This is a genomic window from Sphingobacterium sp. UBA2480, assembly GCF_002341965.1.
In the GTDB taxonomy this organism is placed as follows: Bacteria; Bacteroidota; Bacteroidia; order Sphingobacteriales; family Sphingobacteriaceae; genus Sphingobacterium; species Sphingobacterium multivorum.
Genome location: NZ_DDPA01000006.1, coordinates 87,190 through 108,371, shown reverse-complemented (window position 1 = coordinate 108,371; position 21,182 = coordinate 87,190). Strand labels below are relative to the sequence as shown.

Annotated in this window: 17 protein-coding genes and 1 tRNA gene; 15 read left to right on the top strand and 3 right to left on the bottom strand. The window is 38.4% G+C overall.

Annotation, left to right across the window (positions count from 1 at the left end; all coding sequences use genetic code 11):
- The first annotated feature begins 1,078 nt into the window (after positions 1–1,078).
- Entirely contained in the window at positions 1,079–3,454 is a 2,376-nt protein-coding gene (locus B3600_RS12095; protein ID WP_286753119.1) for an ABC transporter permease, read from the top strand.
- Positions 3,455–3,499: 45 nt separating this feature from the next.
- Here B3600_RS12095 and B3600_RS12090 read toward each other — a convergent pair.
- Positions 3,500–3,573, bottom strand: a tRNA-Pro gene (locus B3600_RS12090).
- Between the two features lie 342 nt (positions 3,574–3,915).
- Here B3600_RS12090 and rplS point away from each other — a divergent pair.
- The 5 genes from rplS to B3600_RS12065 all read left to right on the top strand — a co-directional run bounded on the left by rplS (position 3,916) and on the right by B3600_RS12065 (position 10,148).
- Positions 3,916–4,263, top strand: a complete 348-nt coding sequence (rplS, locus tag B3600_RS12085; RefSeq protein WP_046671854.1) for a 50S ribosomal protein L19 — start codon at positions 3,916–3,918, stop codon at positions 4,261–4,263.
- 295 nt (positions 4,264–4,558) lie between these two features.
- The gene (locus tag B3600_RS12080; protein WP_286753118.1) at positions 4,559–5,644 is read left to right on the top strand and encodes a carbohydrate-binding family 9-like protein; all 1,086 of its coding nucleotides are present in this window, start codon (positions 4,559–4,561) and stop codon (positions 5,642–5,644) included.
- A 123-nt stretch (positions 5,645–5,767) separates the two neighbouring features.
- Positions 5,768–7,378 carry a CTP synthase gene (locus B3600_RS12075; RefSeq protein ID WP_046671852.1) on the top strand — a complete coding sequence of 537 codons (1,611 nt, stop codon included), beginning with the start codon at positions 5,768–5,770 and terminating at the stop codon, positions 7,376–7,378.
- A 39-nt stretch (positions 7,379–7,417) separates the two neighbouring features.
- Complete coding sequence (gene yidC / locus B3600_RS12070) at positions 7,418–9,244, top strand: membrane protein insertase YidC (RefSeq protein ID WP_286753117.1); 1,827 nt, start codon at positions 7,418–7,420, stop codon at positions 9,242–9,244.
- A 118-nt stretch (positions 9,245–9,362) separates the two neighbouring features.
- Complete coding sequence (locus tag B3600_RS12065) at positions 9,363–10,148, top strand: META domain-containing protein (protein ID WP_286753115.1); 786 nt, start codon at positions 9,363–9,365, stop codon at positions 10,146–10,148.
- 112 nt (positions 10,149–10,260) lie between these two features.
- Here the strand turns inward: B3600_RS12065 and B3600_RS12060 are convergent, their stop codons facing one another.
- Positions 10,261–11,610, bottom strand: a complete 1,350-nt coding sequence (locus B3600_RS12060) for an acyl-CoA dehydrogenase family protein (protein WP_286753114.1) — start codon at positions 11,608–11,610, stop codon at positions 10,261–10,263.
- 328 nt (positions 11,611–11,938) lie between these two features.
- On the opposite strand from B3600_RS12060, the gene B3600_RS12055 reads away from it, so the two are divergent.
- From B3600_RS12055 to B3600_RS12040, 4 genes are all read left to right on the top strand, one after another.
- Positions 11,939–12,163 (top strand): hypothetical protein, encoded by a 225-nt coding sequence (locus B3600_RS12055; RefSeq protein ID WP_046671848.1) that lies wholly within the window; start codon positions 11,939–11,941, stop codon positions 12,161–12,163.
- Positions 12,164–12,308: 145 nt separating this feature from the next.
- Positions 12,309–12,533 carry a hypothetical protein gene (locus tag B3600_RS12050; protein ID WP_286753113.1) on the top strand — a complete coding sequence of 75 codons (225 nt, stop codon included), beginning with the start codon at positions 12,309–12,311 and terminating at the stop codon, positions 12,531–12,533.
- Between the two features lie 125 nt (positions 12,534–12,658).
- Positions 12,659–14,008 (top strand): adenylosuccinate lyase, encoded by a 1,350-nt coding sequence (gene purB / locus B3600_RS12045; RefSeq protein ID WP_070563043.1) that lies wholly within the window; start codon positions 12,659–12,661, stop codon positions 14,006–14,008.
- 72 nt (positions 14,009–14,080) lie between these two features.
- Entirely contained in the window at positions 14,081–14,635 is a 555-nt protein-coding gene (locus tag B3600_RS12040) for a NifU family protein (RefSeq protein ID WP_070563046.1), read from the top strand.
- A gap of 124 nt (positions 14,636–14,759) precedes the next feature.
- On the opposite strand, the gene B3600_RS12035 is transcribed toward B3600_RS12040, so the two are convergent.
- Positions 14,760–17,177 carry a glycoside hydrolase family 3 N-terminal domain-containing protein gene (locus tag B3600_RS12035; RefSeq protein ID WP_286753112.1) on the bottom strand — a complete coding sequence of 806 codons (2,418 nt, stop codon included), beginning with the start codon at positions 17,175–17,177 and terminating at the stop codon, positions 14,760–14,762.
- Positions 17,178–17,347: 170 nt separating this feature from the next.
- On the opposite strand from B3600_RS12035, the gene B3600_RS12030 reads away from it, so the two are divergent.
- From B3600_RS12030 to B3600_RS12010, 5 genes are read left to right on the top strand one after another with little or no spacing between them, the layout of a single operon-like run.
- Positions 17,348–18,196 carry a transketolase gene (locus tag B3600_RS12030; RefSeq protein WP_070563052.1) on the top strand — a complete coding sequence of 283 codons (849 nt, stop codon included), beginning with the start codon at positions 17,348–17,350 and terminating at the stop codon, positions 18,194–18,196.
- Between the two features lies 1 nt (position 18,197).
- Complete coding sequence (locus B3600_RS12025; protein ID WP_046671842.1) at positions 18,198–19,151, top strand: transketolase family protein; 954 nt, start codon at positions 18,198–18,200, stop codon at positions 19,149–19,151.
- 21 nt (positions 19,152–19,172) lie between these two features.
- Positions 19,173–19,718, top strand: coding sequence for an RNA polymerase sigma factor (locus B3600_RS12020; protein ID WP_046671841.1), 546 nt, complete (start codon positions 19,173–19,175; stop codon positions 19,716–19,718).
- A 33-nt stretch (positions 19,719–19,751) separates the two neighbouring features.
- Positions 19,752–20,708, top strand: a complete 957-nt coding sequence (locus tag B3600_RS12015; protein ID WP_286753111.1) for a hypothetical protein — start codon at positions 19,752–19,754, stop codon at positions 20,706–20,708.
- Positions 20,708–21,127, top strand: coding sequence for a hypothetical protein (locus B3600_RS12010; RefSeq protein WP_231585177.1), 420 nt, complete (start codon positions 20,708–20,710; stop codon positions 21,125–21,127). The genes B3600_RS12015 and B3600_RS12010 overlap by 1 nt, the downstream gene beginning before the upstream one ends.
- The last annotated feature ends 55 nt before the right edge of the window (positions 21,128–21,182 follow it).

The following is a 21,182-nucleotide window of genomic DNA, read 5'->3' as shown; positions in this document are numbered from 1 at the left end:
CTAGTTGACAATAAATTTCAAGCAATTTAACTGTTTAACAGCGGGTTTACAAGGATATAATGTTAAAAAACATAAAGAAAGCCAGAAACAAAAAAAAGCCCTAACTTTCGTTAGAGCTTTTCTAGTCGGGGTGGCAGGATTGACTCAGCCCCACATTTCCCAAACACAACCCTGAGCCTCCTACGGATCGAACCTCTTAGTATCTTAAAGGTCGCAGGTTCGCACCCTGCCCTAAAACAAAAAAAAGCCCTAACTTTCGTTAGAGCTTTTATAGTCGGGGTGGCAGGATTCGNNCTTTGTTTTGTGTGGCACAAAAGTAAACTAAAAATATGTTTTTTTCAAAAATATTCTTCACAAACCACCTAACAGATTGACTTATTGCAAAATAATTTACAAATAAGATTAAAAAGCAGCTCATTTTATAAAGGAAAATGAAAAATCCCTTTTATTACACCTAGTGAAGCATTAGAACAATTTCGGTTTAGCGCAAAATAGCCCCCAAAAAAACCGAAGCTCTTACGGATCGAACCTCTTAGTATCTTAAAGCTCGCAGGTGCACACCCTGCTCTGAAACATAAAAAGCCCTAACTTTCGTTAGAGCTTTTCTAGTCGGGGTGGCAGGATTNNGGCTACGCTACACCCCGAAAAAGGTATCACCTTTGTTTTGTGTGGCACAAATATACGGTTCTTACAAATTATTTGCAAATGAAAAACACAAAATAAAACTAACAAGTTGTTACATTGCGACATACTCTTCGCCAGACGGCACATCGCTCTCCTCTATACAATCAAAGCCAATGCTGTTCCCGCTATTTATTATTTCGATAAAACACTCACCTGTCAATTAAAATCTTTTGACCTCTCAACCGCAACATGTTCGGATATGAACATGAAGTGTTCGAATACAAACACTTAGATCACATAAAGATAATACACAACAAATTGATTGTAAACAACTTAACCCTTTGGCCGTTTTTTTGAAATTGATCCAATGAACATTTTTAAAAAAATAGAATTACGCTATCCTTCAACGGGATTGATTACCATAAGTTCAAAATGAACACTTATAACGAAAAGTATGATAAAGAACTATTTCCAAATTGCCTGGAGAAACCTGATAAAGAACAAGGTTTTTTCCTTTATCAATATTCTTGGCTTAACAATAGGCATCACCGTCTGCGCAATGATATTTCTATTTATCGCCAATCAGTTTAGCTTTGATAAGTTTCACAGCCAAGGCGGTCGCATCTATCGGGTCATGCGTGGTTTTGACAACACCAAGGACCGTGCACCTTATTTATCCGCACCCTATGCCACGGCCTTATTAACCGATTATCCCGATGATATCAAAAAAGCTGTACGGGTAATGCCTGCCAATGGGTTATTCTCTTTTGGCAACATTGCATTCAATGAAAAGAAACTCTTTATTGCAGATGACGATTTCTTTGAACTATTTAGTTTTCCGCTAATCAAAGGGAATCCAACGACTGTTTTAAAAAATCCAACAAGTGTTGTGCTCACGGAAACAACTGCGAAGAAATATTTTGGAAATGAAAATCCTATCGGTAAAATACTGCAGCTTGATAAAAATAAACAATTAACCGTTACTGGGATCGCTAAAGATCTTCCGGTCAATTCACATCTGGATTTTGATCTCATTATCCCCTTATCCAATTATCTCGATACCGAACCATTTAAAGCCTGGCAAAACAACAATTTATTCACTTACATCTTACTTGACGAACATAAGGATGCTAGGCAATTGGAAAAGCAGTTTCCTGATTTCATGAATAGGCATATGAAAGCAGTTTCTACCAATATGGGCATTCATTTTGATCTTGCGCTTACACCGCTACGAGACGTCTATCTTGAATCCCACAGCGCATTTGACAGCGCAAAACATGGCGACAAAAAGGTTATTTACATTTTTCTTTCCATCGCCATACTTATATTGATTATCGCCTGCATCAATTTCATGAATCTCTCAACAATACGTGCAGTTGACCGATCGAAAGAAGTTGGTTTAAGAAAGGTGCTTGGCGCACAACGTCTTCAATTAATGGGACAGTTTATCGGAGAATCCATTTTATTAACCAGCATATCCTGCGCGCTCGCCATGTGTCTACTGCAACTACTTATGCCTGTATACAATCAACTATTGGGATACAGCCTAACAGTCCCATGGAATTCATGGCCGATCTATATTTTTTTGATTGCAGTTATCATTATAGTAGGTCTATTAGCGGGAAGTTACCCCGCATTATACCTTTCGACCTTCTCCCCTATACAGGCATTAAAAGGTAAATTACGCTTAGGCAAGGGCGGCACACTGTTCCGCCATACATTAGTGGTGTTCCAATTCAGCATATCTATTTTACTGATCATCGGTACATTGATTATCTCTAAGCAGATGAAATATGTAAAAGAACTGGGACTTGGCTATGACGACCAACAGACAGTGGTTATTCCAATAGACAATGAAGAACTGTATAACAACCTGCGTACATTCAAGAACGAATTATCTGCGAGCAGCGACATTGCATCGGTCTCCTTTATGTCCGGTGAACCGGGCGGCTTCTTCGATAACCACACATTCGAGGTCGAAGGAAAAAACGGTGAGAAGTGGAAGTCAAGGACAGAGTTCACTGATTTTGACTATGTAAGTACGTTGAAACTCAAAATAATAGCAGGCCGAAACTTTTCAATACAACACCCGACCGACTCCACTAGGGCTGTATTAGTCAATCGTACTGCAGCATCGATGCTTGGATTTACTCCCGAACAGGCCATTGGCAAATGGATAAAAAATACGATCCGCGATCAATCCCCCCGGACAATCATTGGTGTAATTGATGATTTTAACTTCCTATCCCTAAAAGAAAACATGGATGCATTAGTTGTTGCCCCTTCTGATGATCTAAGGGTAGCCCTTATCCGCTTAAACACAAAAGATTTCCCTGAAGCTCTAAAAACTATCAGAACCGCATTTGGGAAAGTAGCCCCATTATATCCGTTTGAATACAGTTTTTTGGACCAGAAATTCGATATGCTGTACAAAACTGACCTTAGGCAACAACGTATACTCAGTCTTTTTTCTGGATTGGCCATATTTATCGCGTGCCTAGGCCTCTATGGTTTAGCCTCATTTACGGCTGCCAAACGAAACAAAGAGGTCGGAATTCGCAAGGTGCTTGGCGCTTCGGTATCGGGTGTCACTACATTATTGTCCAGAGATTTTATAAAACCCGTATTAATTGCCTTGATAATCGCCTCGCCGATCGCCTGGCTAACCATGAACAAATGGCTGGAAGACTTTGCTTACCGCATCGAGATCCAATGGTGGATGTTTGTGCTGGCGGGACTAGTAACAATAGGTATCGCATTAATTACAGTAAGTTGGCAGGCTATCCAAACAGCCATAGCTAATCCTATAAACAGCTTACGGGACGAATAAAAATAGGATACAAAAAAAGCTCTAACTTTCGTTAGAGCTTTTAAGTCGGGGTGGCAGGATTCGAACCTACGACCTCCACATCCCAAATGTGGCGCGATACCGGGCTACGCTACACCCCGAAAAGGTATCACCTTTGTTTTGTGTGGCACAAATATCGAATCATTTTTTGACTTTGTCAACACCCTATAGAAAATTAATCACTAAACAACTGATTGATTGCATAATATTTTTATCAAAACAATATATTCTATTGAATTTAGCAATCAAAAACCCGCTCCATATAGTCTACAAAGGAATATTCAAAATATCTTTAGATTATCCATTTCATTTTCATATCTTTGCATCCGATTTGAATATCAGTCAATAGTTTTTTAAAAAAGTATTTTTATATTCAGAAAATAAGTCGTAATATTGCATTCCGATTTTTACAGGATATAAATCGTTAATAATTACTCGAAATCATGGATTTAGTAAAATTTGTAGAAGAACAAGCGGTAGTAAAGAATGAAATTCCCGCTTTCAAAGCTGGAGATACCATCAGCGTTCATTATAAAATTCGCGAAGGAAATAAGGAGCGTGTACAGGTGTACCAAGGTGTAGTAATTCAATTAAACAGCGAAGGTGCTAACGCTACTTTTACCGTTCGTAAAATCTCAAACGGTGTAGGTGTTGAACGTATTTTCCCTGTAAACTCACCAAACATTGAAAAAATTGAAGTAAACAGCTACGGTAAAGTTCGTCGCGCGAAATTATTCTATTTACGCGGCCTTACTGGTAAAGCTGCTCGTATTAAATCGAAAAGAATCTAATTACGACTACCACGGCATAAAAAAAGGCTTTGAAATCATTCAAAGCCTTTTTTTATGCCCTACCACCCGTAGCTTCCAAAACGCATGTCATACAAACCACTGCTTCTGTAATAAATTTAGGACAATTATATATTGTTTCCTAAAATCACCCCCTCCTCTTTGCCGCGCTAAAACATTTTACTTACTTTTAGCTTCGTATCTGAAAGGTAGAATCGTAGATGATCACAATAGTTAAAAACATCCTAATTTTGTTCCATCTTCACTTTGCTGCCGTTAAAAATCAAACTGTATCTTGATGAGAATTATAGCTTTTATCCTTGCTTTTATAAGCTATCCGACCTTTACTTTTGCACAACGGAATCTGAATGAATTTCTTCAGTTACAGTCGCGCCCTGAAACCTATTATGTACACCCAGCAACAGATGCAATCACGATTGACGGAAAGGACGATGAGGCTTCCTGGTCAAAAGCGCCATGGACAGACTCTTTTAAGGATATTGAGGGATTAAATAAGCCTGTTCCTACTTTTAAGACGCAAGTCAAGATGCTTTGGGATAAAGAAAACCTTTATCTTTTTGCCAAGCTTCAAGAACCTCATATCAAAGGATATTTAAGACAGAAAGATACAATCATCTATCATGACAATGATTTTGAGATCTTTCTCAAGCCAAATCTATTCTCTCCGGAATATATAGAGATTGAAATAAATGCATTAAATACAGTTATGGATCTTTTGATGACTAAACCTTATCGCTTTGGCGGTAGGGCTAATCTAAATTGGGACACAAAAGATATTGAAACTGCAGTCTATCATGCCGGGTCCATCAACAATCCACAAGACAAGGATGAATTTTGGACTGTGGAAATGAAAATACCTGTAAAAAGTCTAAAATACTTTGGCGAAGGAAATCAGATCAAAGCAAATGAAACCTGGAAGATAAACTTCTCACGCGTTCAGTGGCATTATGACAATACCGAAACTATCTATAGCAAGAGAAAAGACAACACGGGTAAGACGCTCGCTGAAGAGAACTGGGTATGGTCTCCAATCGGCCTCGTTAATATGCATTACCCTGAGCGATGGGGATATATAAAATTTGTTAACGACACAAACCATCAACCTATCGATGAGCAATTCCTCGCGCTCGAAAAAGTTACCTGGAATATCTTTTACCTGCAACAGATCTATCGAAACGATAAAAAACGCTATGCAACGTCAATTCAGGAGTTAAGCAAATTATATCCTGAAATTATAAATGAGCACAAAAATTATGAGATTGTATTTTCAAATAGCACTAATTTCTATCGTATTGAAATTAAGTCAAAAGCACAGCCTACACTAAAGACAACAATCGATAGCCAAGGTAACATCTATTTTTAATTTAATTATTCGAGCGATCTTCAATTCTGATTTTGAATAAAAATTGCTATCTTTGTATCCCGTACATAAAGCAACTATTATTGGTCATTTTGACCACATAAAATTGAAAATCCTTTAATTGTTATGACTAAATATATTTTTGTTACGGGCGGCGTTACTTCGTCGTTGGGGAAAGGTATTATTGCTGCCTCCCTTGCTAAACTTCTCCAAGCGCGTGGCTATAAAGTTACCATTCAAAAATTCGACCCTTACATTAACATCGACCCAGGAACATTAAATCCATATGAGCATGGAGAATGTTATGTTACGGAAGATGGTGCTGAAACAGACCTTGATTTAGGTCATTACGAACGCTTCCTGAACGTCCCTACTTCACAAGCAAATAACGTCACGACAGGCCGCATCTATCAACACGTTATCCAACAAGAACGTGAAGGTGCCTATTTAGGAAAAACCGTTCAAGTCATTCCCCATATCACCGATGAGATAAAACGCAGAATGCAACTGTTGGGTGAGTCTGGTGAATATGATATTATCATCACTGAATTGGGTGGAACAGTGGGCGATATTGAGTCCTTACCATTTGTGGAAGCTGTAAGACAACTTCGCTGGGAATTAGGAGCCAATAATTCGCTGGTTATCCATTTGACTTTAGTCCCTTACCTAGCCGCTGCTGGCGAGCTTAAAACTAAACCTACGCAACATTCAGTAAAAACATTATTGGAATATGGTGTACAACCAGATATTCTAGTGTGTCGTACTGAACATAAATTATCACAGGAAATCCGTAAAAAATTAGCGCAATTCTGTAATGTCAACATCAACGCCGTCGTAGAATCTATCGATGCGTCGACGATTTATGACGTTCCATTACTGATGTTGAAGGAGAATCTTGATAAAACAGCATTAACAAAGCTAAAACTTTCCAACAAAAATGAGCCAGATTTAGAAAATTGGAAGAACTTCCTTGGCAAGCTCAAAAACCCAACTAGTGAAGTGAATATTGCCTTAGTCGGAAAATATGTTGAACTACCAGATGCTTACAAATCCATTATTGAAGGATTTATCCATGCAGGTGCAACAAACGAATGTAAAGTAAAAGTAAGTTATATTGCAGCTGAAAGTGTTACAAAAGAAAATGTTGCTGAAAAGCTGAAAGGTATGGATGGAGTCTTGGTTGCTCCGGGTTTCGGCGAACGCGGTTTGGACGGTAAGTTAAATGCTATTCAATATGTTCGTGAAAATAATATTCCGTTCTTCGGTATCTGTTTAGGTATGCAATGTTCGGTTATCGAGTTCGGAAGAAACGTATTGGGTCTGAAAGACGCTAATAGTTTCGAGATGGATGCCACCACGAGCAATCCGGTCATCAATTTGATGGAAGAGCAAAAAAATATCACCAATATGGGCGGTACAATGCGTTTAGGTGCTTACGACTGTGAAATTAAAAAAGGAACTAAGGCCTTTGCCATTTATGGTAAAACAAAAATTTCTGAAAGACACCGTCACCGTTATGAATTTAACAATGACTATTTAAAACAATATGAAGCTGCTGGAATGATTGCTTCAGGATTCAATCCGGAGACTGGATTAGTTGAAATTGTCGAATTGAAAAACCATCCATTTTTCGTTGCCGGACAATTTCATCCAGAATTAAAGTCAACTGTTGCAAATCCTCACCCACTTTTTGTTAGCTTTGTAGCCGCTGCTTTGGCCAACAAAAAATCAAAGTAGTAATAGAAGGATACAATTAATTAAGTTTAATTATTAAAAATGGATAGAAATACCCTAATTGGTTTGGTCCTGATGTTTGCTATCATCACTGGTTCATTTTACCTGATGAAGCCTTCAGAATCGGAAATCAAACAAGAACAAGCGAGACAAGAGGCTAAAGCGCGTACCGAAAAAGGACTGCCTGCCGAAAGTGACTCTACCGCTAAAGCCAAAGCAGCACAAACAGCAGTGATTGCTGATTCGGCGGAATTGAAAAAACCTTTTGGCGCGACAAAATTTGGAACGGAGAAAGTCATTACGATTGAAAACGAGAAAATCATTGCCAAAATCAGTACAAAAGGTGGTAAGGTTAAATCCGTAGAACTAAAAGGCGAAAAGAATTTCAATGGAAAACCGTTGATGCTTTTTGATGGCGACGACAACAAGTTTGGTTTTCAGTTTAATGCAGCTGGTCAAAATGTATCAACAAATGATTTATACTTCAATACAGAATCTTCGGATATCCAAGTTTCTGCTGAAGGTAAACAATCTGTAAAATTCCGACTAAATTACAGTGCCGATCAATATATTGAATATGTATACTCGATTGCTGGCAAAGGTTATAATGTAGGACTGGACATTAACACAAAAGGGATACAGAATTTAATTCCGCAGAGTCAAAAAACGTTGACCCTGAACTGGAACACCACGTTGAGACAGAAAGAGCAAAACATAGAATCGGAAAGACAGAAATCTACCCTGTATTATAAAGAAGATAATAAAGTAGATCACCTTTCCGAATCAAAAGATGCTGATGAAGCATTGGAGAAAAAAGTACAATGGATTGCATTCAAGCAGCATTACTTCTCTAGTATCCTCAGCACTAAAGATGGCTTTGTCAATGCAAAAGTGGATGTAAAACATGCGTCAGAAACCGATATCGTTAAATTCTACAACACAAACGCGGAATTAGCATTTGATAACCATAAGGACAATAATTATTCCCTAAACTTCTTCTTTGGACCAAATCAATACAATGTATTGAAGGCTGAAGGAAATGATTATCAATCGATTATCAATATGGGTTGGGGGCCTATGCGTTGGATCAACCAATGGATTACAGTACCTGTATTCAACTTCCTGGATGGTTTCCATATGAGCTATGGTATCGTTATCCTTTTATTGACATTGATGTTGAAGTTGATTCTTTCCCCAATGACCTACAAGTCTTATGTCTCTATGGCCAAAATGCGTGTTTTAAAACCGCAGCTGGATGAGATCAAAGCAAAAGTGGGTGAAGACAATCAAATGTTGATGCAGCAGGAGCAAATGAAACTGTACAAACAGGTCGGTGTGAATCCACTTGGCGGATGTCTTCCTCTCGTCTTACAAATGCCATTTACCATTGCGTTCTTCTACTTCTTTCCAAATTTATTTGAATTGAGAGGACAAAGCTTCTTGTTTATGAAGGACATGTCAACTTATGATACGCTATTCACATTTGCACCTATTTTTGGATCATTCAACCACATCTCGTTGATGTGTATCTTGATGACATTGACAACACTGTTAACGACCTGGTATAACAACGCTACATCTGGTGCTACAGGACAAATGAAATACATGGGCTATATCATGCCGTTGATTTTCTTCTTTGTTTTGAATAGCTTCCCAGCAGGTTTGAATTACTACTATTTCTTAAGTGCATTATTTACGTTCTTAACGCAGTTGGTTATTCGCACTATGGTGAATGATGAGAAAATCTTAGCTAAATTGGAGGAAAATAAAAAGAATCCAAAAGCAGATAAAAAATCGAGCTTCCAAACGAAAATGGAAGAAATGATGCGTGCACAACAACAAGCACAACAAAATAAAAACAAATCGTAAGATTTATCCTACTGATAAAGAAGGCTTCCAAACTGGAAGCCTTTTTTGTTTGTGAACTTTTGTAGCATTTTGTCAAACCAAACGTTAAAAAGGGTGTTAATAGGTTAAAATTTAAAATATGAACTTTAAAAACATCGCCATACTGGCCATCTTAATCGTTAGTCTTGGAAGTTGCTCTGTGATGAAGAAAAACGCGAATGAGCAGAACACAGAAAGTAGCCTGTCGTCAGTAATTGGAAAAAAATGGCAATTGATTGAAATCAATGGACAGCCAGTAGCGGCTCAGATCAACGGTAAAATGCCTTACCTCCAGCTAGACGAAAAAAGTTACAGTGCAAGTGGGGGATGTAATGGCATCGGTGGAGAATTGACTTTATCAAAGAATGGAAAGGTTAAATTTGCTCAGGGTATGTCTACGATGATGGCCTGTCCGGATATGTCTATTGAACAAGCCTTATCCAAAAACCTGATTGCTGCAGATAACTATACGGTTAAGGATGATATTCTTAGCTTGAACAAAGCGAAAATGGCTCCCCTGGCAAAATTTAAGTTGATTCAGGACAATAAGCAACAACTTAGTGGAACTTGGGAACTTGATTATATATCCGGCCCACGGATTGCTTTCGATGGCCTATATCCCAATCGTAAACCAACCATGATATTTGATGTTTCCAGTGGTAAAGTAAACGGAAATAGCAGCTGTAATAATTACAATATGACTTTTAAAACGAATGGAAACACCATTAATTTTGGCCCCATTATGTCGACAAAGATGGCCTGCGAAGGTAATGGCGAAGCAACCTTCTTTTCGACCTTAGAAAAGGTAAATACCTTTAGTATAAGCGAGAATACGTTGACATTTATCATGGGTGACATTGCTATTATGCGATTCAAACGGAAATAGAAAATTAGATTTTTGCTCCAAATGAAGTAAAAAGGGCGTTGTTACGAAACAATGCCCTTTTTATGTATTAAGCGATATTTTGCAACAGGATGCCAAAGACTAGCCAGATACCCTAAACAAAGGCGCTAAATCCAGTTATACTTCTGCCAACAATGAGTGAATTGATTTCTTTTGTCCCCTCATAGGAATAAATGGCTTCAGCATCGGCCAAAAACCGTGCGACATTATATTCCAACAGAATACCGTTTCCGCCCATGACCTCTCGAGCCTTGGAAACAATATCCCTGGTACGTAAAGAACAGAAGACTTTGGCCAGCGAGGCATGTTCATCTCTTAGCTCACCCTTATCCTGTAATTCAGATAATCTGAAGACAAGCGTTTGCATAGCCGTTAAATTGGACAACATTTCAACCAGGTGATTTTGAATAAGCTGAAAAGAGGCGATTGGTTTACCAAATTGCCTCCTTTTACGCGTATAATCCAAGGCATTTTCATAGGCGCCTCGCGCACATCCTACGGCCATCCAAGCGACACCTGCTCGCGTCATCTGAAGAACCTTTCCTGTATCTTTAAAAGAATTTGCATGTTGCAGGCGATCACTTTCTGGAACGATGCAATTCGCTAAAGTAATAAGACCATTCTGTACGATACGCAAAGCCATTTTATCTTTAATTTTCTCAACGGAAAAACCTGGATTATCCTTTCGTACAATAAACCCCTTAACTTCGCCATCATCAAGATCCCTAGCCCAAACAATGGTTATATCCGAAAAAGTGGAGTTCCCGATCCATTTTTTCTGACCATTTAACACCCAGCCTTCGGCGGTCTTCTTACAGGTTGTTGTCAATCCGCCCGCTGCTCCCGACCCTACTTCGGGCTCGGTTAGACCAAAAGCACCAATCACTTGCATTTTCTGCATGTTGGGCAACCACTCCTGTTTTTGTTCTTCGGATCCGCATATATAGATTGATCCCATAGCCAAACCACTCTGTACGCCAAAAAAAGTCGCTACAGAAGCATCAACACGAGCTATCTCCGCTGCGATGATCCCCTCCATTAAAGAACTGCCCCCCATACAGCCATACCCATCGTAGGTATAGCCACAAATATTTAAAGCGGCTAGTTTCGGTATAATTTCAAAAGGAAATTCATCTCTTAACCAATATTTATTGACAATTGGCTTGACTTCATTCTCCATAAATTCCCGCACCTTCAATTGCAATGCACGATCTGAATCGTTTAATTTGCTATCCATAGCATAGAAATCACCATTAATAGGAGGTAATTCCTTTTTTTCTTTTCCTGCACTCAGCATTTTCATTAAACCATGAAGCTGCTTATCATCCATTTTTGATACGGCATCCATTACTGCTCCCAAATCCACTTTCTTCGATATTTCTTCCAATTTGGCAAAGTCTATTGATTTTGCCAAATCCATTATATTCTTTACTTTATCAAACATAATTGCAATTACTTTTTAAGTGTTTCCTTTTTAAAATAAGAAAAATAATCGAAAATTGTTTGGAAACGGCATGATACAAATTGACACTATGGAATTATCCGGTAAACAAACGAATGGACAGCAACTTAACTTTTATCGCACGATATCTTATCAATAAAATATTGGAATCAGGAACGTTTCGAATAAAACACATAACTATAAAACACTTAAAAACAGCTTGTTAATAATATTTTCAAAAAAAATATTATTTTTTGGGTTACCTTTTTTGGTTACGTGTATTAAGAGATGAAAAAGAAAATTATTTCAATTTAAATTAGAAAATTAGAAAATGAAAAACGCATTAAAATTCGGTTTCTTAGGTTTAGCTTTAACTGTAGCTTTCGCATCTTGTAACAATTCAGAGAAAAAAGCTGAAGGTGCTGCAGATTCAGCTTCTGCTTTAGTTGATTCAGCTGCTAACACATTAGATTCAGCTGCTACTAAAGTTGATTCAGCTGCTGCTAAAGTTGATTCAGCTGCTGCTAAAGTTGATTCAGCTGCTACTAAAAAATAATTTAGGACTGAATAGAGCTTTTGGAAGGCCTTTTTACGAAAGGCCTTTCTTTTTTTTCAAAAAAAGAAATACAGGGGTTACCTTTTTTGTTTAATGGTATTAACTCCTAAATAACAAGATTTAAAAATATTTTAATTTTAATAAAATGAAAAACGCATTCAAATTCGGTTTCTTAGGTTTAGCTTTAACATTGGCTTTCGCATCATGTGGTGAAACTGCTAAAAAAACTGACGCTGCTACTGATTCAGCTAACGTTGCTTTAGATTCAGCTAACACTCAATTGGATTCAGCAAAAACTGCTGTAGATTCAGCAAAAACTGCTGTAGATTCAGCTGCTGCTAAAGTTGATTCAACTAAAGCTGCTCACTAATTCTCTGAAAAGAATTTACACCGTATAGAAAGCTTCCTTCAGCAAGGAGGCTTTTTTTATATCTACACCAATTAAATTGCTAAGCTCCAAGCATTTTTTTACCTTTGCCAAAAATCATTCAATCTATGGCTTTATCATCTTTAACAGCAGTTACGCCTATTGACGGACGCTATTACAATAATACTAATGAACTTTCAGCATTTTTTTCCGAATTTGCCTTAATAAAATATCGTGTACGCGTAGAAGTCGAATATTTTATTGCATTAAGCGAGTCTGGTATCGCTCAATTGCAACAGTTTGACAAAACACTAAATGAAAAATTAAGGGATATCTATAGGAATTTTTCTGAAGAAGATGCCATTTGGATCAAAAACACGGAGAAAGTTACGAACCATGATGTTAAAGCTGTTGAGTATTTTCTAAAAGATCAATTTGAAAAATTAGGATTACAGGACTACCTTGAATTTATTCATTTTGGTTTGACTTCACAAGATATCAATAACACAGCCATTCCACTTTCCTGGAAAGAAGCAATTAAAGAGAGCTATACACCTGCAATCGAAGAATTGCTTCATGAATTGAAATCTTTGGCAACTTCGTGGTCAGAGATCCCGATGTTGGCACGTACCCATGGACAGCCAGCATCTCCAACTCGTTTGGGCAAAGAGTTCTATGTTTTCATTGAACGTATTGAACGTCAATTGCAACTATTACAGCAAGTACCGTATTCAGCTAAATTTGGTGGAGCGACTGGTAATTTTAATGCGCATCACGTTGCATATCCAGCGACAAATTGGATCGATTTTGGAAATAATTTCGTCAACAATATCTTGGGTTTAGACCGTTCACAAACGACCACGCAAATTGAGCACTACGATAACTTTGCGGCAAGTTGTGACGCCTTAAAACGGATCAACAATATTGTCATCGATTTATGCCGTGACATTTGGACATATATTTCGATGGAATATTTTAAACAAAAAATTACTGCCGGTCAAATCGGTTCTTCGGCTATGCCACATAAAGTCAACCCGATAGACTTTGAAAATGCAGAAGGAAATTTAGGTATTGCAAATGCAATTTTCGAGCACCTTGCAGCGAAGTTACCTGTTTCCCGTCTTCAACGGGATTTAACAGATTCTACGGTATTACGTAATATTGGTGTTCCATTTGCACATACCCTAATTGCTATTAAATCAACTTTGAGAGGGTTACGCAAATTGATCTTAAACGAACAGGCATTAGCCAATGATCTTGAAAATAATTGGGCTGTTGTTGCGGAGGCACTACAAACTATACTAAGAAGGGAAGGTTATCCTAAGCCGTATGAAGCTTTAAAAGACCTAACACGTACCAACACACATGTTACGAAAGAAACGATAGCGACATTTGTTGATAATCTAAATGTGTCAGCGGAAGTTAAGGCGGAACTAAAAGCAATCAGTCCTTCGAACTACACAGGTATTACTTTATAAGCTTTTACTTATAGATGACCTTAAGAAAGCTTCTTTTGACCTATATTTGCTTGGAATAAAAATAGATAATACATGGCTACGATTAACGTATATACAGAGTCTACACCCAATCCTTCTACAATGAAGTTCTTGGTCAACAAATTGTTGATCAACGGTAGTGTAGATTATCCAAATAAAGAAGCAGCACAAGATTCACCGTTTGCACTTGAATTATTCAAATTTAACTTTGTCAATGGGGTATTTTTTGCAAGTAACTTCGTGACCATTACCAAAACTGAAGATGCGGAATGGGAAGACATTGAAGCTTTGCTAAAAGACTTTGTAAAAGGTGCTGTAGAGTCTGAACTTGCTGTAAAAACGGTACACCACGATACAGAGGTTAATTTTGAAGGTACTGAAACTGAAGTGAAGATACAACAAGTATTACATGATTATGTGAGACCTGCTGTTGAACAAGATGGTGGAGCAATCCATTATAAATCCTTCAACGAAGGTATTGTGACAGTTGAACTAAAAGGTTCTTGCAGTGGTTGTCCATCCTCGACAATCACATTAAAAGCAGGAATTGAGGGATTGTTGAAACGCATGGTTCCAGAAGTGACTGAAGTAGTGGCAGAGGCCATGTAATCACAGCTATTCGATACAATAAAAAAAGGATTCAGTAGTTAATTTTGCTGAATCCTTTTTTTTATCCCCTAAGTCCTAAGGAAGGACTGCCATCCGTCATCTATTTGGTCTGACAATTTTAAACCTAATTGACTACTTCAAATGAATCCTTAAGCGGAAGATTAACAGAAGAATTACCGATAAATAGTTCAAATTTGCCAGGTTCAACTGTCCAGTTATTGTGCTGATCCAAAAGTTCCAGGTGGGCAGGTAGTATTGTAAACCGTATGGTCCTTTTCTCCCCTGGATTAAGTTCAATTTTTTCAAACCCACGCAAATCCATCTCATATGTCGTTACCGAAGACAGCACATCTTTGATATAAAGCTGAACAACTTCGGCGCCTTTCCTCTTCCCTATGTTTTCAATATCAACCGTAACTGTAAGGGAATCCGTTGGTCTGATCTGTTTCTTCGTGAGTTGTAAATTTGAAAAACTAAAATCTGTGTAGCTTAATCCATATCCAAAAGGGTATAAAAAGCCAACAACCCGACTATTTCCCCACCCATTGGGTCCGACCCCGGGTTGCCCCGCCTGTGCAGCGGGCTTGGTCGGAAAATTCATCTCAACCTGTCCTACAGACTTTGGAAATGAAATGGGCAATTTTCCACTAGGGCTATACCCTCCAAACAGCATTTCGGCAAGAACATTTCCCGACTGATTACTAAGAAACCAACTCTCCACAATTGCAGGTAGATACTTATTTTCCCAATTGACAGTAAGTGGACGACCATTGACAAGTACCAGCACAATAGGTTTACCTGTTTCTTTCAATTTCATTAAATAGTCGCGTTGCTTGCCTGGCAAATTTAGATCTGACCTCGATCGACTTTCACCGACTTCCCGTTCCGACTCGCCCATTACCGCTATGATTAGGTCTGATTCTTTACCGAGACGGACACCTTCGGCCATCTTTTCCAGCTCCTCACTTGACAAGTCTGTTGGAATAATCTCACTCTCAGGCCAGTTTTTATCCACGACATCTACCCCTTTTGCATAATCAACCCGAAGTGCCTTTGTTTTTCCATAGTTTATAATCCCATCTTTGATGGTTGTGATTGGGTTATTGGATGGCCCGTATCGACTTGTCGTATAATTTGTTGCTTCTGCCATTGGTCCCGTAACCAAAATTCGTTTGTATTTATTCACGTCTATTGGAAGAAGATTCTGTTCATTTTTCAACAGAACAATAGACTCCTTATTCATTTGAAGTGATACTTCTTCATCTGCGGGGGTATGCACCTTTTTATCGGCTATCGCTATATCTTCTCTCAATGGATGATCAAATAATCCCAATTTAAATTTCACCGTCAGGACTTCGAGAACCCGCTGATCCAATATTTTGGTATCCAGCCCCCCTTCCTCTATTAGTTCCATTAACGGTGTTAGATAGGTACTCGGTGGATCAAAATTTGTCCGCACATTCAAACCCGCCTCCAATGCCTGTTTAATAGCCTCTTTATAGTTTGCAGCAACATGGTGTTTGTTGTAAATAAACTCTAGGGCCTCGCTATCAGAAACTACATATCCTTCAAACCCATATTCTTTGCGGAGTAAGTCCTGCAAAAAATAACTACTGGCAGATACCGGCACGCCATCATAATCATTATAACTACTCATGACTCCTAAAGGTTTGGCTTCCTTTATGACCCTTTTAAATGGATAGAGGTGAAGCGAATGCATCTCACGAAAGCCAACATGCGGATCCGTTCGTGCATTGCCATCTCTCCCCCCTTTGGGCACAGAATAGACCGCATAATGTTTCAATGTGGATGCGACGCCATTTTTTTGAATCCCCAAAACAACTTGTTTTCCCATTTCGGCAATATGAAACGGATCTTCTCCATAGGTTTCAACCACTCTTCCCCATCGTGGATCTCTAGAAACGTCAAGAATAGGCGTATAAACATTTGTATAGCCAAGATACTTGGCTTCCCTACCAATTATATCACCAGCTTTACGTACCAGCGCAGTATTCCATGTACTTCCAATATTGATTGGCGCCGGCAAGGAGGTAGCCCGATCATGGTTGAGTCCATGAATTCCTTCATTGGTAAAATCAACCGGAATACCAAGTCGTGTATTTTCCACAAACCATCGTTGAACATTATTTAAGGCTTGAGCGTGGCGGCTGAAGGGATACGAAAATGAACTTTTTGCCGACTTATTATAAGCTAAGCTATTCAACATTTCGTCAATATTGGCCAAGCCGTATTTCCAAATCTCTTTGTCCCAAGCGGCAGTGGGCTGTTCATCCTTCAAAACCCGCCCATAACCGTAAAGTGTGACAGTCTGATTGGCCTTTTCTTGAACAGTCATTTGGCGCAACAAATCTTCCACGCGACTGGCTATTTTCTGATTGGGGTCTTCATAAATATCCTTTTTTCCATTTTTGTTAAAATCGATCCAATCCTTATGATAAATGTTGCTGTGCTGGGCAGAAGAATGCAAATATAGGACTGAGAGCGCTGAAATAAAAACGCAGCTTTTGAGTTGATTAGGCATTATGCTGAAAATTGTTGGTTTTATAAAGTGAAGCAAGGTACAAAAAAAATAAAAATCTGCAGACCAAATACATCGTCAGTCTGGAATAAGTCAATATAAATTCATTTTTTAACAAGCATCTAGCTTAAAAATAGTTAACTTTACGACCAATTGTGAAACCAACAAAAAAAATGAGTGCAGATATTAACAAACTAGAACAAATTGCATCACAGGTAAGACGTGATATCGTACGTATGGTACACGCTTGTCAATCAGGACACCCAGGTGGTTCGTTAGGTTGTACAGATTACTTTGTGGCGCTTTATTTCAATGCAATGAAACGCAATCCTTCCTTTGACATGGATGGAAAAGGAGAAGATTTATTCTTCCTGTCAAACGGACATATCTCTCCTGTATTTTACAGTACATTGGCACGTGCGGGATATTTTGAAGTGAGCGAATTAGCAACGTTCAGAAAAATCAATTCCAGACTTCAAGGTCACCCAACAACACACGAAGGCCTTCCAGGTATTCGTATTGCTTCGGGATCATTGGGACAAGGATTATCTGTTGCAATTGGAGCCGCACAGGCAAAAAAATTGAATAAAGACAATAATCTAGTTTATGTATTAATGGGTGATGGAGAATTGCAGGAGGGCCAAGTTTGGGAAGCTGCAATGTACGCGCCACACAACAAGATTGACAATTTAATTGCTACTGTTGACTATAACAAAGCACAAATTGACGGATCTACAGATCAAGTATTATCTCTTGGGGATCTTCGTGCAAAATGGGAAGCATTTGGCTGGGATGTGATGGAAATTGCTAAAGGCAATGATATGAATGCTGTTGTTGCAGGTTTAGCAGAAGCTAAGTCACGCACAGGAAAAGGTAAACCAGTCATTATTCTGATGCATACTGAAATGGGTAACGGTGTTGATTTTATGATGGGTTCTCATAAATGGCATGGTGTTGCTCCAAATGACGAACAATTGGCGTCGGCATTGAATCAGCTTACAGAAACTTTAGGAGATTACTAGAATGAAAAAATATACTTATACAGAGTCAAAAGATACACGTTCAGGATTTGGTGCGGGATTACTAGAAGCAGGAAAGCAAGATGAGAATGTAGTTGCATTATGTGCTGATTTAATTGGTTCGTTAAAAATGAACGATTTTATCAAAGAATTTCCAGAACGTTTTTTCCAAATCGGTATCGCGGAAGCTAATATGATGGGAATTGCTGCCGGACTTACGATCGGTGGTAAAATACCATTCACTGGTACATTCGCAAATTTCTCAACAGGACGTGTTTATGATCAGATTCGCCAATCGATTGCATACTCGGACAAAAATGTAAAAATTGCAGCGTCGCATGCTGGCCTAACCTTAGGTGAAGATGGTGCAACTCACCAAATCTTAGAAGATATCGGCTTGATGAAAATGTTGCCAGGAATGACAGTGATCAATCCTTGTGATTTCAATCAAACAAAAGCCGCTACGATTGCAGCAGCAAAATATGAGGGACCAGTTTATTTGCGTTTTGGCCGTCCCGTAGTTCCTAACTTCACTCCTGCTGATCAAGAATTTGTGATTGGTAAGGCGGTATTATTAAATGAAGGAACGGATGTTACGATCATTGCTACAGGTCATTTAGTATGGGAAGCTATCCAAGCTGGCGAGAAATTAGCTGAGTTGGGTATCAACGCTGAGATTATCAATATCCATACCATCAAACCTTTGGATGAAGAAGCTATTTTAAAATCTGTTGCGAAAACCAAATGTGTCGTAACGGCAGAAGAGCATAATCGTCTTGGCGGTTTGGGTGATAGCGTTGCTCAAGTGTTAACAAGAGAGTTACCTACTCCACAAGAGTACGTTGCCGTAAATGATAGTTTTGGAGAATCAGGTACTCCTGCTCAATTGATGGAAAAATACGGTTTGAATGCTGCGGCTATTGTGGCTGCGGTTCAAAAAGTAATCAAAAGAAAATAACAAAACTACGCAAGTCAATATATGGATGACGCTTTAATTATAGCAAAATTCGCCGAAGAGAGTACGCGAGAAGAAGCTTTCCGTTTATTGTTGAAGAAATATCAACAGAAGATTTATTGGCATGTGCGAAGAATGGTCATCGATCATGACGATGCGGACGATGTTGTTCAAGATATCTTTGTCAAAGTATGGAAAAACCTTGGGAATTTCCGTGAAGACTCACAATTATACACTTGGCTTTATCGTATCGCAACAAATGAATGTATTACCTTCTTAAATAAGAAAAAGCAAAAGCAGAACGTGTCGTTGGATGACGACACGACTGCTTATTTGGCAGAAACGCTTGCTGATGGCAATTATTTTAACGGTGATAAAGCTCAAATGAAATTACAACAGGCTTTGTTGACTTTGCCAGAAAAGCAAAAATTGGTCTTCAATATGAAATATTTTGAAGATATGAAATACGAAGAAATTTCAGAAGTACTCGGAACAAGTGTCGGAGCGCTTAAAGCCTCTTATCATTTAGCTGTCAAAAAAATAGAGGCATTTTTTAACAACAACGATTAAACCTTTTAGCGAAATTAGGTTCTAACAGATACTATGAAGGAAAATGGCACATATCATGATGGGCTGGAGCCTACAAATCTTCCAGCATCGTTGCGTGAAAATCCATTTGGCTTACCTGAAAATTATTTCAGTGATTTAGAATCAAAAATAATTACGCAAGTCAAATTGGTTGAATGCAAGGAAGAATCCATCTTTGAGGTTCCAGAAGGATATTTTAATAGCTTATCTGACGCCATTATGTGTAAGGTTGCGGAAGATAGTTTAAAAAATCAGGTTACTACAGACGGCTTTGAAATTCCTGAAAATTATGCTTCTGAACTATCTTCAACTATCTTCAACCGAATTTTAGAAGACAAATTAAAAGAAACGATTGCATCGGATGGCTTTACCATGCCTTCTGCTTATAATCAAACCCTTGAAGACTCCATCTTCGCCCGTTTAGCGGCGGAGAAATCGAAGGAAACAGTTCCGACAGATGGTTTTACAGCTCCTGTTGGCTACGAAGAAATAGTTGAATCGACAATTTTTGCTCGTATTGCTGAAGAAAAACTAAAAGAAACGATTGTGACTGCAGGTTTTGATGTACCACAACATTATTTTGAGATTCTTTCGGACAGCATCATTGATCGTGTTCAAATGCTTGAAAAGGATAATACACCGATCCGTCAGATTGGGAAACCTAAAAAATGGTACGCTCGTTATGCGGTTGCGGCATCCTTTGCGGCTATGTTGAGTATAGGCGGATATTGGGGTTATCAATATCAACAGCAAAATACGACTCCTGTAGAAGCTGTTGCAGAAGAGCAGTTAAGCCAGCATTTGTCAGAAATTCCTAAGCAGGAAATCATTAATTACCTTGCGGAGTCGGCTTCTGGTGACGATATGATCTATATGGCCCAGTATACTGACGAAGCAAATCTCCCTACTAAGGGATTTGGAAGTAATATATCTAAACAAGAAATAGAAGATTATCTAAATTATACCTTATAATGATGTTCAATAAAAAATACATATGGATAACATTGTTCTTTAGTATATTTTCTATTGCCTTGGGCTTTGCGCAAGACAAAAATCGATTTCAAGCTATAGAAAATGAAAAAATAGCTTACATTACTAAAGAACTGGATTTAACTCCGAGAGAGGCTCAGCAATTCTTCCCGCTCTATAATGAATACAGCCAAACGCTTTGGGATATCAGGAAAGAAAAATTGAATGGTGCTCCAAAAAATAGTTTTAGAGGTGGCTCCAGAGACGTCTTACAGTATGATGCTAAAGAAGTGGAGATCAAAAAAGAATATCGGGCCAAATTTGCCAAAGTTATTGGCAATGCGCGAGCATCGCAATTTTTTGAAGTAGAACAGGAATTCAGGGAACATCTATACAAATCCCTGCAGAATAGAAGAAAATAATCTCGAAAATAAAAAAGAAGTCTTGAAGACTTCTTTTTTATTTTCGGACATTTGT